The organism is Arthrobacter castelli DSM 16402 (assembly GCF_000430705.1).
Classification (GTDB): Bacteria; Actinomycetota; Actinomycetes; order Actinomycetales; family Micrococcaceae; genus Arthrobacter_C; species Arthrobacter_C castelli.
In genome coordinates, this window is sequence record NZ_AUMN01000022.1 from 1 (window position 1) to 15,771 (window position 15,771).

Below are 15,771 nucleotides of genomic sequence, written 5' to 3' on the forward strand. Positions count from 1 at the left end.
GGAGTGCTGGTTATCGGGATCAACAAGGCCACCCGGCTGCTGACCTACATCGTCGGCGTGGATAAAACCTACCGGGCCACCATCCGGCTGGGACAGAGCACCATCACCGACGACGCCGAAGGCGAAGTCACCGGCGGAGCGGACACCTCAGGCGTTGACGAGGCGGCTGTACGCGCCGCCATCGGGGATCTCACCGGCGATCTGCAGCAGGTCCCCAGCAGCGTCAGCGCGATCAAGGTCGACGGCAAGCGTTCCTACGCGCAGGTGCGCTCCGGCGAAGAGGTGAAGCTGGCACCGCGGCCGGTGACGGTCAGCAGGTTCGAGGTGCACGACATCCGCCGGGTGGATGCCGGCAGCAGCAGAGACGGCGGTGCCGGCGGTGCTGGTCAACTGATCGACGTGGATGCCACGGTCGAATGCTCGTCGGGAACCTACATCCGCGCGCTGGCTCGGGATGCCGGAGAGTCGCTGCACACCGGTGGGCACCTGACGGCACTGCGCCGCACCCGGGTGGGACCATACACTCTCGATCAAGCGGCCACCTTGGAGCAGCTGGCCGAAGAACTGCAGGTATTGGACCTCTCGGAGGCCGCCGGTGCCATGTTCGACGGCCGCGAGCTGAGCGCTGACGAGGCGGCCGATCTGTCTTTCGGCCGCCGGATAGCTCCCGGATCCGGCGATGGCGTGTCGGCGGCCTTCGCCCCCGATGGCACCTTGATGGCCCTGCTGCAGAACAAGGACGATGCCGCGAAGCCGGTTCTGGTCTTCGCGCCGGCGTCAGAGCAGCGCGGGTAATGGACGGCTACTTCTGGGCGGTGCTTGCGGTCGGCGTGGCCTCGACCCTTGTCTGCGTTGCCGCAGGCGCCAAGGGATACGGGCCCAACGACATCACCATTTTGTCCGTGGCTGCCGTGGAGCTGACGCTGCTGGTGTACCTGGGCGGTTCAATCGTCAGTGCCGTGGCCGGTGGCGGGCCCGCCGGGCCGGCGTGGGAGTTCTGGGGCTACCTGCTCACCGCTCTGGTGATCCCGTTCGCCGCGGTCTACTGGTCGCTGCTGGAACGCAGCCGATGGAGCAACTTCGTGCTGGCCGCCGTCGGGCTGGTCGCCCTGGTGATGACGGCACGGATGAACCAGCTCTGGTACGGGCCGGACCTGATGAATGCCCTCGGCTGGCCGGGCTAGGAAGGACGCTATGGCGCCGCAGCGCACCAAACCCCCGACGCCGGGCAAGTCGGCACGCTCGAGTGGCCCGGGCCGGCTGATCGTCGCCGTCTACGCGGTGTTCGCCATCGCCGCCACCGCGCGGGCGGGGTTCCAGATAGCGGTCGGGTTCTCCCATGCGCCGGTGGCCTACAGCCTGTCGGCGTTTGCCGCCGTCGTCTATATTCTTGCCGCCGTGTCGCTGGCCAGGGCAGGGACACGGTGGTTCTGGACCTCGGTGGCGGCCGTCGGCGTGGAACTGGCCGGGGTGCTCGCCGTCGGCGCCTACAGCGTGTTCCGCTCCGTGCCGCTGCCGGATGCGACCGTGTGGTCAGGCTTCGGGCAAGGGTACGGGTATGTGCCGCTGGTACTGCCGCTGGTCGGTCTATGGTGGCTGTACCACAACCGTGCGGAGCGGAAACATTAAGAAGGGGACCATGAAGGACGACGGCGTCATCACCCTGCGCCGGCTTCGTGTCGACGACGCCGAGGCATTCGCGGCGCTGGCAGCCGACGCGGATGCCTCAGCGCCGGTCAGCCGTCCCAACGGCCGCCCGGATTATTCCGCTGCCGACGCTGCGCTGTTCATCGCCTCGGAAGTGGCCGAGGGATGGCGCACGGGCCATACCCTGCGCTGGGCCGTGGTGGATCGCGCCTGCGACCGGCTGCTAGGCACGGTGGCGTTGCACAAGGTGGACACCAGCGGTGCCGAGATGGGCATCCGGATGTCCGCCGCCGCCCGCGGCCAGGGCCACGGGCACCGGGCAGTTGAGCTGGTGCTGGAATACGCCTTTGACCATCTCCGCCTGTCGGTGGTGCATTGGTACGCCAAGGTGGGCAACTGGGCCAGCCGGAACCTCGCCCACCGTGCCGGTTTCGTGCTCGAGGGCACCGTCCGTGCCCTGGCGTCGGCGGACGGGCCGCGGGCCGACTGCTGGATCCTGACACTGACGGCCGCCGATTACAGGATCGTCACTGCCGCGGCCGGCGCGCCGGCCGACGGTGGGGACTTGGCGGCCGGGATACCCGCCGTCGTCCCGGTGCTTTGTGACGGCACAATCCGGCTGCGCCAGCTGGCAGGGGCGGACGTGATGCCCCTGACCGCTAATTGCCAGGACCCGGCAGCGGTGCGGTGGACAACGATTCCAGAGAACTACACCGAAGAGGACGCGCGGAACTATATCTTCGGCCACGTCCCGGCATGCTGGGCCAACGGTTCTGAACAGAATTTCGCGGTGGCCGATGCCGCCTCGGACCAACTGCTGGGCACGATCGGCCTGCACCGGTTCCAGGCGGGCACCGCCGAGGTCGGGATCAACATTGGAGCCGGCGCGCGGGGGAGCGGAGCCGCCGAACGGGCGGGGAGGCTGCTCATCGACTATGCGTTCGAACAGCTGAACCTGCAGTACCTGTACTGGCAGGCCGCAGTATCCAATTGGGCCAGCCGTAAACTGGCATGGAAGCTGGGTTTCCGGCACGAAGGCACTATCCGCGGGTACTTCGTCCAGCGCGGGGTTCCCACCGACGTGTGGCTGCTCTCGCTCGCTTCGACTGACCCGCGGCACCGGCGCGCACCGTGGGACGGTGCGCATCTGCCCCGCCTGGATCAGCCATAATGTAAAAGGCCCCTCCCAACGACGGGCCGCGGCAGAAGCTTGCAAGGAGATACGTGCACTACTGGAAAGATCCGGCCGAGGTTCCGGATGGCTTCGGTCCATCGGTGGTAACGATTGGCAATTTCGACGGCGTCCACCAGGGGCACCAGCAGGTCCTGGCTCAGCTGATAGCTGCTGCCCGGGGCGCCGATGCCGCCGCCGTCGCCGTGACCTTTGAACCGCATCCGGCCCAAGTGCACCGGCCGGAGACCGCCCCGGAGCTGATCATGGGGCTCGAAGACCGGTTGGAAACGCTTCAGGCCACCGGGCTCGATGGTGTGCTGGTAATGAACTACACGCTGGAATTGGCGGCCCAGACTCCCGAGGAATTTGTCCGTTCGGTATTTGTCGACACCCTCGCGGCTTCCCAGGTCTTCATCGGCCACGACGTGCGTTTCGGCAAGGACAACAGCGGCGACCTGGCCACCATGCAGCAGTTGGGCACCCAGTACGGTTTCGACGTCGTCGTCATCGATGAGTTCGGTTCGGGAGCCACCGGGGCAGAGGTGGGGGCCATATCCCCGCAGAGCGGATCGGCCAATCGGCGCTGTTCGTCCACTTGGCTGCGTGAACTGCTGCGCGAAGGCGACGTCAAGACTGCCGCACGCATTCTGGGCCGTCCCCACCGGGTCCGCGGCGAGGTGGTCCGCGGCGCAGCCCGGGGACGCGCCCTGGGCTTTCCCACGGCCAACCTGGCGCCGGCGGCCACGGGTTTCATCCCCGCCGACGGCGTATATGCCGGCTGGATGACCGATGCATCCGGACGACGGTGGCCGGCTGCCATATCGGTCGGTTCCAATCCGACCTTCGAGCACGTGCCGCGGCAGGTGGAAGCACATGTGATCGACCGCCCGGACGAGGAACCGGAGGATTTCGATCTCTACGACGAGCAGGTGGTTGTCGAATTCCGTGAGCGGCTGCGGGGCATGGTTGCCTACCAGGGCCCCGAGGCACTGGTCGAGCAGATGCGGCTGGACGTCGTGCAGGCCCGCGACGTGCTGGGGATTTAGCAGCGCTGCATCGGACGCCCGGGCAGTGCTGCATCGGGCGCCTGATCAAGCAGCGCCCGATGGGCAGCCGCTGACAGACGACGGGCGTATTTCGACATATGAGTCTGCCTGCACGTAAACTAGGCAAGGATCCGGCGGCAGTCCGTGGCGGCTGGATTTTGTTATGCATATTGACACGGCACAACTCTAGGAGTTTCTGTGGCCCTTGACGCCGCTGAAAAGCAGGAAATCATCAGGCAGTTCGCCACCAGCGAGTCGGATACCGGCTCCTCAGAGGTACAGATCGCGATGCTCACCAAGCGCATCAGCGGTTTGACCGAACACCTCAAGGAGCACACGCACGACCATCACACTCGTCGCGGACTGATGGGCTTGGTCGGCCGCCGCAAGCGCCTTCTGACCTACCTGAAGAAGACTGACATCGAAGGCTACCGCGCGCTCATCGAGCGCCTTGGCATCCGCCGGTAGCCAGCGTGAGGGCGGCGCTTCGACCGCCGGTATGAACTGACGGTTCCATCGCCCCCATGGGCGAGCCGACGGGCCGGTCAGGTTTTCGGAGGGCCGCCTTCGAGCATTACAACTACACACATATGGAGCGGTAACAGGCACCGTGCATTCGCGGTCCTCGGTAGTGGCCTCCGGGACGTCGGCGCAGGCATTGCGCCGAGCGGCCCGTGGGCCTCGATCGAAGACCGGGTGAAGCATCAAGTGTTGTGCTTTCCGCCTCCATCAGCATGAATGGAGGTGACTCTCTTGGAGGGTCCCGAGGTTAAATACTCCGAAGCAATTATCGACAACGGGCGTTTCGGCAAGCGGACTATCCGGTTCGAAACCGGCCGTGTCGCCAAGCAGGCCGCCGGTGCGGCAATGGTCTACGTCGATGAAGAAACATCCCTGCTGTCGGCCACCGCAGCCGGCAAGCAGCCCCGCGAAGGGCTCGACTTCTTCCCGCTGACGGTCGACGTCGAAGAGCGCATGTACGCCGCCGGTCGGATTCCCGGCTCTTTCTTCCGGCGTGAGGGCCGTCCTTCCACGGACGCCGTGCTGGCATGCCGTTTGATCGACCGCCCGCTGCGTCCCTCGTTTGTCAGCGGGTTGCGCAACGAGGTCCAGGTCGTCATCACCGTGCTGACGATCAACCCGGACGAGCTCTACGACGTGGTGGCCATCAACGCCGCTTCGATGTCCACGCAGATTTCCGGTCTGCCCTTCTCCGGCCCCATTGGCGGTGTCCGGGTGGCACTGGTGGATGGCCAGTGGGTTGCCTTCCCGAAGCATTCTGAGCTGGAACGCGCCGTCTTCGACATGGTTGTCGCCGGTCGCGCCGTCACCAACGCCGACGGATCCGAAGACATCGCGATCATGATGGTCGAGGCCGAGGCGACGGATAATTCCTGGAACCTGATCAAGGACGAAGGCGCCACCGCCCCGACCGAGGCCATTGTTGCCGAAGGCCTGGAAGCGGCCAAGCCGTTCATCAAGACCCTGGTCGATGCCCAGGCCGATCTGGCCGCCCAGGCCGCCAAGCCGGTCGCCGAATACCCGCGCTTCCTCGACTACGAGGATGACGCCTACGCAGCCGTTGAGTCCGCGGCGTCGGCGAAGCTGGCCCAGGTCTTTTCGATTGCAGACAAGCAGGAGCGCGACGACGCCTCCGACGCGCTCAAGAACGAAGTGCTGGAGAACCTGGCCGCTGAATTCGAGGGCCGCGAACGGGAACTGTCGGCCGCATTCCGGTCACTGACCAAGCAGGTCGTGAGGCAGCGCATCCTGACCGAGCAGGTCCGCATTGACGGACGTGGCCTGGCCGACATCCGCCAGCTGACCAGCGAGGTCGAAGTGCTGCCGCGCGTGCACGGATCGGCCATCTTCGAGCGTGGGGAAACCCAGATCATGGGCGTGACCACCTTGAACATGCTCAAGCTCGAACAGCAGATCGATTCGCTGTCGCCGGAGAAGTCCAAGCGGTACATGCACCACTACAACTTCCCGCCGTACTCCACCGGAGAGACCGGCCGCGTGGGCTCGCCCAAGCGCCGCGAAATTGGCCATGGCGCACTTGCCGAACGCGCCCTGGTGCCGGTGCTGCCCAGCCGCGAGGAATTCCCCTATGCGATCCGGCAGGTGTCCGAGGCGCTGGGCTCCAACGGCTCGACGTCGATGGGCTCGGTCTGCGCGTCGACGCTGTCGTTGCTCAACGCCGGTGTGCCGCTGCGCGCCCCGGTGGCAGGCATCGCCATGGGCCTGGTGTCCGACGAAGTCGATGGCCAGACCCGGTACGCCGCGCTGACTGACATCCTCGGCGCCGAAGATGCCTTCGGCGACATGGACTTCAAGGTCGCCGGAACCGAAGAGTTCGTCACGGCCATCCAGCTCGACACCAAGCTCGACGGCATTCCAGCCTCCGTGCTCGGTGCGGCCCTGACGCAGGCACGTGAGGCACGGCTGCACATCCTCGGCGTGATCAACGCCGCCATCGAGGCACCGGACGAACTGTCCGAGTTCGCCCCGCGGGTGATCAGCGTCAACGTGCCCGTGGACAAGATCGGCGAGGTCATCGGCCCGAAGGGCAAGATGATCAACCAGATCCAGGAGGACACCGGAGCCGACATCTCCATCGAGGATGACGGCACCGTGTACATCGGCGCCACCGATGGGCCGTCGGCCGAGGCCGCGCGCTCCTCGATCAACGCCATCGCCAACCCGACCGTCCCCGAGGCCGGCGAACGCTACCTGGGCACCGTCGTCAAGACGACCACCTTCGGCGCATTCGTCTCCCTGACTCCGGGCAAGGACGGTCTGCTGCACATCTCCGAGCTGCGCAAGCTCGCCGGCGGCAAGCGGGTGGACAGCGTTGACGACGTCGTCTCCGTCGGCCAGAAGATCCAGGTGGAGATCACCAAGATCGACGACCGGGGCAAGCTGTCGCTCTCGCCGGTGGTGGCCGAAGAATCCGCCACCGACGAGGACCGGGTGCACAGCGAGGAACCTGCAGAGGGTCCTGTCAGCTAAATGCCGGTTGTTCCGTTGCCATTGGCCGCTGCAGGCAGCCAGGCTCCCGCGGGCGGGGCGGTGGACTCTTCCACCGCCCCGCCCATTGCGGGCTCCGAGCTCGACATCGTCATTGGCTCCGCAGACGGCGCCCAGGTCCGCCGGTCCGTGCTGCCCGGCGGCGTGCGGGTGCTGACCGAATCCATGCCCGGGCAGCGCTCGGCGACTATCGGATTCTGGCTGGGCGTCGGGTCCCGCGACGAGCTCGACGGCGAACACGGCTCCACCCACTTCCTGGAGCACCTGCTGTTCAAGGGCACCTCAAGCCGCAGCGCCTTGGACATCGCCTCGGCCTTTGACGAGGTGGGCGGCGAGTCGAATGCCGCCACCGCAAAAGAAAACACCTGCTACTACGCCCGGGTGCTGGACAGCGACCTGCCCATGGCCATCGACACCATCGCCGATATGGTGACCTCTGCGGTGCTGGATCCTCAGGAGCTGGAGGCCGAGCGCGGCGTCATCGAAGAGGAAATCGCGATGGACCGCGATGACCCGGCCGATGTGGCCCATGAGTCGTTTGTGAAAGCCGTGTTCGGCGACCATCCGCTGGGCCGACCCATCGGCGGAACCGAGGAAGCCATCGCCTCCATCACCCGCGACGCGGTGATGCGCCACTACAAGCGTTACTACCGCCCGGACGAACTGGTGGTCACCGCTGCCGGCGGGCTGGACCACGACGAGGTCTGTGCCCGGGTGATGGAAGCGCTGCGCCGTTCCGGATGGGAACTGGCCGAAGGGGCCGCTCCGGTTTCGCGGCGCACCGCCATCGAGGCCGCACGCGAGCCTCAGACCACCGTCGAAGTGGTCGAACGGGCTGTGGAGCAGGCCAACATCATCGTCGGGTGCCCCTCGCTGGTTGCCACCGATGACCGAAAATTCGTGATGAGCGTGCTGAACGCCATCCTCGGCGGCGGAATGTCCTCCCGGCTGTTCCAGGAGATCCGCGAAAAGCGGGGCCTGGCGTACGCCACCTATTCGTTCTCCGTCGGATACGCCGACGCCGGCTACTTCGCCATGTATGCCGGGTGCGCGCCGGCCAAGGCCAGGCAGGTCATCGACCTGCTGAACGCGGAGCTGGAGAAGCTCGCCGCGGAAGAAGTTTCGCCCACCGAACTGAAGAAAGCCGTCGGGCAGTTGTCCGGCGGCATCGTGCTGGCCCTGGAGGATTCCGGATCCAGGATGTCGAGACTGGGACGAGCCGAACTGGTCACCGGCGAATTCGTCGACATCGATGAAACCCTTGCCCGGATCGATGCGGTCACCCCCGCACAGATCCGTGAACTGGCGGCAGAACTGGCGGCCGCGCCACGGACCACCACAGTCGTCGGCCCGTTTCCGGACGCCGGCGAGTTCACCAACTAAGCGCCGTCCGTAACCGGACGCGGAGTCCCGGTGGTCCGGCCGCCGGCAGGAAGGAGCCAAGAATGAGCCAAGCCCCTGATGCCTTCGGCGAACTGACCCGGGACGGGGATGCGGTCGATGTCCGCCTCACGATGAACTACGACGTCGCCGCCGAGAACCTGTGGCAGGCCATCACCACCGCCAGTCATCTGGCCAGCTGGTTCGCCACCGTCGAAGGCGAGCTGACCGAAGGTGGACGCTGCCATGTGGTCTTCAACGAGGACAATCCCGAGCAGCGGATCAACGGCACCATCGAAGAATGCGTGACGGCCCAGCGGCTGGTCCTCGGCTGGGAAATGGAGAGCCACCCTGATTCGACGGTTATTGCCGAATTGTCAGATGCCGGATCGCCAGGCTCCGGACCCGGCACCACGCTGGTCCTGGAACACCTGCGGATGCGCGATGACACCGCCGCAGCCTACGCTGCCGGGTGGCAGGCATACCTGGAGGCGTTGGAAGGACATCTGGCCGGGCGCACGGACATCAAGGACCGCTGGGAAACGCGCTGGCAGGCACTGCTGCCGGTCTACCTGCACAGTGTCAGCGAACTGCAGCACTGAAGTCCAGTACTGCACCGCTCCCTACCCTCCGGCGAACGGGGGCAGGATGTCGATCACGTCGTCGTCGGCCAGCGGCGCCGTGCGATCCCTGAGCGCCACCTCATTGCGCAGGAAGCTGCTGCGCGCCACGACAGAAGCCATGGCCGGTTGGCCGTTCCCCGCGTCCGGATGCAGGGATTTCAATGTGTCCACTACATCGTTCAGGCTGGTGCCCGGCTGCACGTCAAGCTTTTCCTGATCCATTCCGGCCGCGGCACGCGCGGCCCCGAAGTACCTGACCATCATCGGGCGTTCCCAACCTCCATCGGCATCGGGCGTAAGCTCGTCACATTCAGGCTATCCCACCACTGACAGAGGCCACGACCGCTCGCGTTGGCTCATGGCAAACCTCCGGTTTGAACCAATCCGCGCGTACCGTCGGCAACGAATGAAACTATGCTGGATGTATGCCTCGCAGAAGGCATGCGCGTCGATGAGGAATGCGGGGAAAACCCAATGACCAGGACGCAGGGCTGGGCGGCCGTCGCCGGCGTCGTCGCGGTCGCTGTCACTGCCGTGGCCGGTCAGTTGCTTGCCGCTCTTTTCAGCCCGGAGGCTTCGCCGATCTCCGCGGTGGGCACTATCACCATTGACGTGATGCCACAGCCGCTCAAGGAGTGGGCCATTGACACCTTCGGCACCGCCGACAAACTTGCGCTGGTGGTGGCAATGGTGCTGGTGATCGGCGTGCTGGCCGTGGTGGCAGGAGCGGGGGAGTACCGGCGCCGCTACACCGGCGTCGCGCTCATCGTGGTATTCAGCGCGCTCGGGGCGGCCGCCGCGGTGTCCCGTCCCGCGGCAGGGGCGGCCGCAGCCATCGCGCCGCTGCTGGCCGGCGCGGCCGGTGCGCTGCTTTTGGCCGGGCTGGTGAATCAGCTCCGCCTGTCCGTGCAGGAAGCCCAGGCAGCCCAGGAAGCACAGGAAGCACAGAAGTCCTCGGTGGCCCCGGCAGCACATGAAGCCCCGCACGCCCCGGCAGCGCCGCAAGCACCGGCAGCCCGGCAACCGCTGAGCGCCGGCGCAGGCATGCAGCGCCGGAAGTTCCTCGGCGCGACCGCAGTGTCAGCGGCCGCCGGCGTCGTCGGAGGCCTGGTCAGCGGGTCGCTGCGGCAGGCGCAGAGTGCGGCCACGGCGTTGCGTTCTGCGGTGCAGCTGCCCCGGCCCGCCTCGGGCAGCAAGCCGATACCGGACGCCGCGACCTTGAAGCTGGACGGTATTTCGGCCCTGGTGACGGACACGGATACGTTCTACCGGATCGACACCGCATTCACCGTTCCCCGCATCGACCCGACGACCTGGCGGCTGAAGGTCACCGGGATGGTGGAGCAGGAAGTGGAAATCGACTTCGGCCAACTGAGAGCCAGGCCGCTGATCGAGCGCTACATCACCCTGGCCTGCGTCTCCAACCCCATTGGCGGGGAGCTCATCGGTAACGCCAAGTGGCTGGGATGGCCGATCCGGGACCTGCTGGCACAGGCTTCACCGGCGGCCGACGCCGATATGGTGCTGTCCACCAGCGCCGATGGGTGGACGGCAGGCACCCCGCTGGAGGTGCTCACCGACAATCGGGACGCCATGCTGGCCATCGGGATGAACGACGCGCCGCTGCCGTTTGAACATGGGTTCCCGGTCCGGATGGTGGTGCCCGGGCTTTATGGGTACGTCTCGGCCACCAAATGGGTGACTGAACTGAAAGTCACCCGGTTCGCCGACGACGTCGCCTATTGGACCACCCGTGGATGGGCGGCCCGCGGCCCGATCAAGACCTCGTCGCGGATCGACACCCCGCGCAACGGGGCGAACCGCCCGCCCGGCAGGCTGCGGCTGGGCGGCATGGCCTGGTCGCAGCACGTCGGGATCCGTGCTGTTGAGGTGAAGGTCGACGACGGCGAGTGGCAGCCGGCCGAACTGGCGGCCGCGATCTCGACGGACACCTGGCGGCAGTGGGTGGCCGACGTCGACCTCGAACCCGGCGAGCGGGAGCTGACCGTGCGGGCCATCGACCGCAACGGGGACGTGCAGATCGGCGAATTCGCCCCTCCGATCCCCAGCGGGGCGACCGGGTACCACAGCATCACGGTGCAGATTGGCTGATGCGCCGGCCCAAAGGACGTAATCTGGAGCCGTACACTCACCGTCCCTTCCGAAAGCCGTAAATGAGCACCGTCGCCGAACACTGCCGCAAGGTGGCCCACCTTTTGCGCCGGCTGCATGATGCCACACCCGAACAGGTGCCCCTGGCCGAGGCACGCGGCCGGGTGCTGGCCAGAGACGTGACCGCGCCGGTCTCGCTGCCGCCGTTCGATAATTCGCAAATGGACGGCTACGCACTGCGGACGGCGGACCTGGACTCAGCGCGTACCGGCGTGGCGGTTCGGCTGCAGGTGGCGTCCCCGATCCCCGCCGGCACCGCGCCCGCGGACCTGCGGCCGGGGTCGGCCGCGCCGATCATGACCGGTGCCATGCTGCCCGCCGGCGCCGACGCCGTCGTCCCCATTGAACAGGCAACTCCCGACAGGTTTTTCGCCGACGACGGCGGCACACGGACTGTCGAGCTCCCCGCCGGCGTTCCGGCCGGGCAATATGTACGCGTCGCCGGCAGCGACATCGGCGCCGGGGATCCGGCGCTTCCGGCCGGCACGCTGCTGCTGGCGCCGCAACTGGGACTGCTGGCCGCCCTCGGCATGGGGACAGTGCCCGTCCGGCCACGTCCGGTGGTCTTGCTGCTGTCCACCGGAGACGAAGTCGTGGCGCCGGGAGCAGAGCTGCCGCCCGGAGGGATATACGACGCCAACACCACGATGCTGCGCGCCTGCCTGGAGGACGCCGGGGCCGTGGTGCGGCACAGCCGGCTGGTGACCGACGACGTCGAACGCTTCCAGGGCCGGCTGGCGGAGGACCTCGCCGAAGAACCGGTCGACCTGGTCGTGACCGCCGGCGGCATCAGCAAGGGCGCGTATGAAGTGGTCCGCCAGGGGCTGGCCGACCACCCGGTCGAATTCGGAGCCGTGGCGATGCAGCCGGGTGGCCCCCAGGCCATCGGCAGCATCGACTCGGTGCCTTTCCTCGGCTTTCCCGGCAACCCGGTCAGTTGCCTGGTCTCCTTCGAAACGTTCCTCCGCCCGGCCCTGAGCGACATCATCGGATACCCGCGGCCCCGCCCCGAAGTTGCCGCGCGGCTGGCCGAACCGGTGTCTTCGCCGGAGCACAAGCTCCAGGTCCGACGCGGCCGCTATTTCGACGACGGGACCGTGCAGCTCATCGGCGGCGCCGGCTCCCACTTGGTGCACGCGCTCGCCGAAGCCAATGCGTTGGTCCAGATCCCGGAAGGCACCTCCGAGCTGGATGCGGGAGACGATGTACAGGTCCGGTTGCTTGATGCGCCGGCCGACGCAACGACGAAAGGCAGCAACCAATGAACCGCCGTGCCGAAGACGATGCCCAGGCCGGCGGCCCGGGATCGCTGACCCACCTGCGCGAGGACGGCACCGCCCACATGGTCGACGTGTCGGACAAGTCGCAGACCGCGCGGAAGGCCACTGCCGAAGCCTGGCTGCGCACCCGCGCCGACGTCGTCGACATGATCGCCGCCGGCGACCTGCCCAAGGGCGACGCCCTGGCCGTTGCCAGGGTGGCCGGCATCATGGGCGCCAAGCAGACGTCGTCGTTGATCCCGCTGTGCCACCCCTTGCCGCTGAGCAAGGTCACCGTGGACTTTGAGCCGGCCGCCGACGCCGTCCGTATTGAGGCCAAGGTCAGTACGACGGCGGTGACCGGTGTGGAGATGGAAGCGCTGACGTCGGCGTCGGTGGCGGCGCTGACGCTCTACGACATGGTCAAGGCCGTGGACAAGCATGCTCAGATTTCCGGCATCCGGGTGCTGGCCAAGAGCGGCGGCAAAAGCGGAGACTGGACGGCATGAGGAGCGCCGCCGTCATCATCGCGTCCACCCGCGCCGCTGCGGGCACCTACCAGGATGAATGCGCGCCGCTGATTACGGCCTGGCTGGCCGAACGCGGCTACCAGGCCGCCGGCACCGACGTCGTCGCCGACGGTGACCCGTTCCGGCAGGCGCTGGCCGAAAGGCTGGCCGAAGGGCACGCGGCCGTCATCACCAGCGGCGGGACCGGTTTGAGCCCCGACGACCTGACGCCGGAGATCACAGCGGAATTCCTGGAACGGCACCTGCCCGGCATCATGGAAGCGATGCGGGAGGCCGGACGCGCCAAGACGCCGATGGCCAGCCTCAGCCGGGGGTACGCGGGGACATCCGGTACCAGTTTCGTCATCAATCTTCCCGGTTCGCCATCGGGAGTCGGCGACGGGCTGGACGTCCTGGCGCCGTTGCTGGACCATGTTTGTGCGCAATTGGAGGGCCGTGATGCACACATCTGAACGAGAAGAGGCGGCCGCTGGAGCCGTCCTCGCCGCGGCAGTCAGCGACGAGCCGCTGAACCTGGACGCGGCGATCGCCGCCGTCGAATCGGACGAATGCGGTGCCGTGGTCAGCTTCAGCGGCGTCATCCGGGACCACGACGGCGGGCGGCAAGTGGACCGGCTCAGCTACAGTTCCCACCCGACCGCCGGCGCCGTTATCGCGGCGCTCGCCGACGAGGTCGCGGCCTCCCATCCGGGCATCCGGCTGTGGGTGGGGCACCGGGTCGGAGACCTGCGCATCGGTGATCCGGCGCTGGTCTGCGCGGTGGCATCGGCACACCGCAAGGAGGCCTTCGATGCCTGCGCCACGCTGGTGGAACGCGTCAAGGCCGAGGTGCCGATATGGAAAGAGCAGTTCTTCACCGACGGGACGATCGAATGGGTCGGCATCGCCTGACGCTTGGACTGGCAGTTGGCGCTGGACTGTCGGCTGCCGCGTTAGTGACCACCTCCTGCACTCCGCCCGCCGCGGAACCGGAGGGGTCGACGTCGTCCGCGTCCGCTCCGTCGGGCAGCTTGTCAACGGCTGCGTCCGGCATCTCCTCAACGGCACAGCCGGGCACATCATCAACGCCTCCGGTTACGGAGCCGGAGATCGATCCGGCGAACAGGGCCGAGGTTCAGACGCTCACCTGCGACGCTCCGATTGACGAGGTGGCATCCGTGGATGAAGTTTCCAACGATCCGCTGGCCACCGATGTGATGGCACTGGCCGGCGGTGGGCCCGGAAAACCGGATCAACCGATCAAGTGGTACGACGGCCACGTGTATCAGGGGATGCACTTCATCAAGGTGGGGCTGGCGGTGCACCGCGGCGCGGAGTTCACCCTTGCGGTCCCGTCGTCGTGGCAGGAGCGGATGCGGATCGGCTGGGGCAATGATGATGGTTATACCCTGGCAAACACATTGAAGGTTTCTGGATGCCTTCCGGAGGCGGACGGAGCCCAATGGCTGGTCTTTCCGGGCGGCTTCTGGTTGGAGGAGTCCGGCTGCGTGCCCCTGGATATTACGACATCCGGGCGCACGCAGTCCATACACGTGCCCGTCGGTGAACGCTGTCCATGAGGGCGGCCGGAGAGCAGCCTTCTGAATTACGTCGCTCCGCTTCGATGCCGATGGCGTGGATCCGCTAAGGTATACACCATGAACTTCAACGGATCCGCATGGTGGCGGCTGCGATAGCGGCCGGTTGAAGTTGAAACATGTTCACGGGCTGCATGGCGGCCCGCGAACAGTGCTTGGGATCTGACGTGCAGCTCCATATTCCAGGAGCAATGCACGAAATCATTCACAGCAACGACCAACCGTTCCGCCGAGGTGGCAGCGGCGGTTGAACGTAATCCGGAGACGTTCCGGGTGCTGACCGGTGAACGGCCAACCGGACCCCTCCATCTGGGCCACTACTTTGGAACAGTTCTCGAACGTGTCCGCCTTCAACAGGCCGGCGTTCAGACGTTCCTGGTGTTGGCCGATTACCAAGTCATCACCGACCGCGATACGACAGCTAACGTGCAGGACAATGTCTACGGCGCTGTCCTCGATTACCTTGCCGCCGGGCTGGATCCGGAACAGACGACGATCTTTACCCATTCGTCCATTCCCGCCCTGAACCAGCTGTTGCTGCCGTTCCTGAGCCTCGTCACCGAGGCCGAATTGCACCGGAATCCCACGGTGAAGACTGAGCTGGCAGAGTCACATCGTGCACTGAGCGGACTGTTGCTGACTTATCCGGTGCACCAGGCAGCGGACATCCTGTTCTGCAAAGGCAATCTTGTCCCGGTGGGGAAAGACAACCTGCCGCACGTTGAAATGACACGGGTGATCGCGCGGCGCTTCAACGACCGGTATGGCAACGTCTTTCCCGAACCAGATGCCCTTCTCACCTCGGCGCCGGAGCTGGCCGGCGTCGACGGCCGCAAGATGTCCAAGTCGTATGGCAACGCTATAACGCTGGCGATGAGCGAGGACGAGACGGCCAAGGTGGTCCGCCGGGCCCGCACCGACCAGGACCGGCGGATCACGTTTGACCCGCAGACGCGGCCGGGAGTCTCGGCGCTGCTGTCAACCGCAGCCTTGTGCCTCGGAGCACAGCCGGAACAACTGGCCGAAGACATTGGCGACGCCGGCAGCGGACGCCTGAAACAGATCACCACCGACGCCATCAACGACTTCCTGAAGGGACATCGCACCCGGCGCCGTGAACTCGCCCAGGACAATGAGCTCGCCCGCCGGGCCCTGGTACGGGGCAATCAACGGGCCAACGAAATTGCAGAACGGACTTTGGACGAAGTGCGGTCGGCCATGGGGACCATTTACTGAGTCGCCAGACATCCGGCACCCGTGCCCCTCGGCGCCCCCTGCCGTTAGTGGTCCTCGCCACGGTGGAAATCCGCACCCGTTTCGCGCCGGTACGCTG

The 15,771-nt window shown here is 66.5% G+C and carries 17 protein-coding genes; 16 read left to right on the forward strand and 1 reads right to left on the reverse strand.

Annotated elements, in window-relative coordinates:
• The 9 genes from H535_RS0118185 to H535_RS0118225 form a co-directional block, all read left to right on the forward strand.
• Positions 1 to 795: tRNA pseudouridine synthase B (locus tag H535_RS0118185; RefSeq protein ID WP_026820666.1), on the forward strand; the 795-nt coding region annotated here is incomplete at its 5' end.
• The gene (locus tag H535_RS26530) at positions 795 to 1,184 is read left to right on the forward strand and encodes a hypothetical protein (protein WP_051299518.1); all 390 of its coding nucleotides are present in this window, start codon (positions 795 to 797) and stop codon (positions 1,182 to 1,184) included. The genes H535_RS0118185 and H535_RS26530, both read left to right, overlap by 1 nt.
• Positions 1,185 to 1,194: 10 nt before the next feature.
• Complete coding sequence (locus tag H535_RS0118195; protein ID WP_026820667.1) at positions 1,195 to 1,629, forward strand: hypothetical protein; 435 nt, start codon at positions 1,195 to 1,197, stop codon at positions 1,627 to 1,629.
• A 10-nt stretch (positions 1,630 to 1,639) separates the two neighbouring features.
• Entirely contained in the window at positions 1,640 to 2,818 is a 1,179-nt protein-coding gene (locus H535_RS28650; RefSeq protein WP_162144911.1) for a GNAT family N-acetyltransferase, read from the forward strand.
• 53 nt (positions 2,819 to 2,871) lie between these two features.
• Positions 2,872 to 3,867: a bifunctional riboflavin kinase/FAD synthetase gene (locus H535_RS0118205; RefSeq protein ID WP_026820668.1), complete on the forward strand. Its 996-nt coding sequence runs from the start codon at positions 2,872 to 2,874 to the stop codon at positions 3,865 to 3,867.
• A gap of 198 nt (positions 3,868 to 4,065) precedes the next feature.
• Complete coding sequence (rpsO, locus tag H535_RS0118210) at positions 4,066 to 4,335, forward strand: 30S ribosomal protein S15 (RefSeq protein WP_026820669.1); 270 nt, start codon at positions 4,066 to 4,068, stop codon at positions 4,333 to 4,335.
• 285 nt (positions 4,336 to 4,620) lie between these two features.
• On the forward strand, positions 4,621 to 6,879 hold the full coding sequence (locus tag H535_RS0118215; protein ID WP_026820670.1) for a polyribonucleotide nucleotidyltransferase: 2,259 nt from the start codon (positions 4,621 to 4,623) through the stop codon (positions 6,877 to 6,879).
• On the forward strand, positions 6,880 to 8,280 hold the full coding sequence (locus H535_RS0118220) for a M16 family metallopeptidase (protein ID WP_081416801.1): 1,401 nt from the start codon (positions 6,880 to 6,882) through the stop codon (positions 8,278 to 8,280).
• Between the two features lie 62 nt (positions 8,281 to 8,342).
• The gene (locus H535_RS0118225; RefSeq protein WP_026820672.1) at positions 8,343 to 8,879 is read left to right on the forward strand and encodes an SRPBCC domain-containing protein; all 537 of its coding nucleotides are present in this window, start codon (positions 8,343 to 8,345) and stop codon (positions 8,877 to 8,879) included.
• A gap of 21 nt (positions 8,880 to 8,900) precedes the next feature.
• On the opposite strand, the gene H535_RS0118230 is transcribed toward H535_RS0118225, so the two are convergent.
• Positions 8,901 to 9,164: a MoaD/ThiS family protein gene (locus H535_RS0118230; RefSeq protein ID WP_026820673.1), complete on the reverse strand. Its 264-nt coding sequence runs from the start codon at positions 9,162 to 9,164 to the stop codon at positions 8,901 to 8,903.
• Between the two features lie 210 nt (positions 9,165 to 9,374).
• Here H535_RS0118230 and H535_RS0118235 point away from each other — a divergent pair, with 210 nt between their 5' ends.
• The 7 genes from H535_RS0118235 (at position 9,375) to trpS (ending at position 15,674) form a co-directional block, all read left to right on the forward strand.
• A complete protein-coding gene (locus H535_RS0118235; RefSeq protein WP_026820674.1) occupies positions 9,375 to 11,012 on the forward strand; it encodes a molybdopterin-dependent oxidoreductase in 1,638 nt (545 codons plus the stop codon).
• A 62-nt stretch (positions 11,013 to 11,074) separates the two neighbouring features.
• Positions 11,075 to 12,337, forward strand: coding sequence for a molybdopterin molybdotransferase MoeA (locus H535_RS26545; protein WP_051299519.1), 1,263 nt, complete (start codon positions 11,075 to 11,077; stop codon positions 12,335 to 12,337).
• Positions 12,334 to 12,840: a cyclic pyranopterin monophosphate synthase MoaC gene (gene moaC, locus H535_RS0118245; protein WP_026820675.1), complete on the forward strand. Its 507-nt coding sequence runs from the start codon at positions 12,334 to 12,336 to the stop codon at positions 12,838 to 12,840. Before H535_RS26545 ends, moaC begins: the two co-directional genes overlap by 4 nt.
• The gene (locus H535_RS26550; RefSeq protein ID WP_035770136.1) at positions 12,837 to 13,313 is read left to right on the forward strand and encodes a molybdopterin-binding protein; all 477 of its coding nucleotides are present in this window, start codon (positions 12,837 to 12,839) and stop codon (positions 13,311 to 13,313) included. The genes moaC and H535_RS26550 overlap by 4 nt, the downstream gene beginning before the upstream one ends.
• Positions 13,300 to 13,752, forward strand: coding sequence for a molybdenum cofactor biosynthesis protein MoaE (locus tag H535_RS0118255; protein WP_026820676.1), 453 nt, complete (start codon positions 13,300 to 13,302; stop codon positions 13,750 to 13,752). The genes H535_RS26550 and H535_RS0118255 overlap by 14 nt, the downstream gene beginning before the upstream one ends.
• Complete coding sequence (locus H535_RS28000; RefSeq protein ID WP_051299520.1) at positions 13,734 to 14,420, forward strand: RAD23 family protein; 687 nt, start codon at positions 13,734 to 13,736, stop codon at positions 14,418 to 14,420. The genes H535_RS0118255 and H535_RS28000 overlap by 19 nt, the downstream gene beginning before the upstream one ends.
• Before the next feature lie 252 nt (positions 14,421 to 14,672).
• Entirely contained in the window at positions 14,673 to 15,674 is a 1,002-nt protein-coding gene (gene trpS, locus H535_RS0118265; protein WP_245580375.1) for a tryptophan--tRNA ligase, read from the forward strand.
• The last annotated feature ends 97 nt before the right edge of the window (positions 15,675 to 15,771 follow it).

Excerpts from the sequence above, each read along its gene's own strand:
- H535_RS26530 (WP_051299518.1), top strand. The coding sequence starts at position 795 with ATGGACGGCTACTTCTGGGCGGTGCTTGCGGTCGGCGTGGCCTCGACC.
- H535_RS0118195 (WP_026820667.1), top strand. The coding sequence starts at position 1,195 with ATGGCGCCGCAGCGCACCAAACCCCCGACGCCGGGCAAGTCGGCACGC.
- H535_RS28650 (WP_162144911.1), top strand. The coding sequence starts at position 1,640 with ATGAAGGACGACGGCGTCATCACCCTGCGCCGGCTTCGTGTCGACGAC.
- H535_RS0118220 (WP_081416801.1), top strand. The coding sequence starts at position 6,880 with ATGCCGGTTGTTCCGTTGCCATTGGCCGCTGCAGGCAGCCAGGCTCCC.
- H535_RS0118225 (WP_026820672.1), top strand. The coding sequence starts at position 8,343 with ATGAGCCAAGCCCCTGATGCCTTCGGCGAACTGACCCGGGACGGGGAT.
- H535_RS0118230 (WP_026820673.1), bottom strand. The coding sequence starts at position 9,164 with ATGATGGTCAGGTACTTCGGGGCCGCGCGTGCCGCGGCCGGAATGGAT.
- H535_RS0118235 (WP_026820674.1), top strand. The coding sequence starts at position 9,375 with ATGACCAGGACGCAGGGCTGGGCGGCCGTCGCCGGCGTCGTCGCGGTC.
- H535_RS26545 (WP_051299519.1), top strand. The coding sequence starts at position 11,075 with ATGAGCACCGTCGCCGAACACTGCCGCAAGGTGGCCCACCTTTTGCGC.
- moaC (WP_026820675.1), top strand. The coding sequence starts at position 12,334 with ATGAACCGCCGTGCCGAAGACGATGCCCAGGCCGGCGGCCCGGGATCG.
- H535_RS26550 (WP_035770136.1), top strand. The coding sequence starts at position 12,837 with ATGAGGAGCGCCGCCGTCATCATCGCGTCCACCCGCGCCGCTGCGGGC.
- H535_RS0118255 (WP_026820676.1), top strand. The coding sequence starts at position 13,300 with ATGCACACATCTGAACGAGAAGAGGCGGCCGCTGGAGCCGTCCTCGCC.
- H535_RS28000 (WP_051299520.1), top strand. The coding sequence starts at position 13,734 with ATGGGTCGGCATCGCCTGACGCTTGGACTGGCAGTTGGCGCTGGACTG.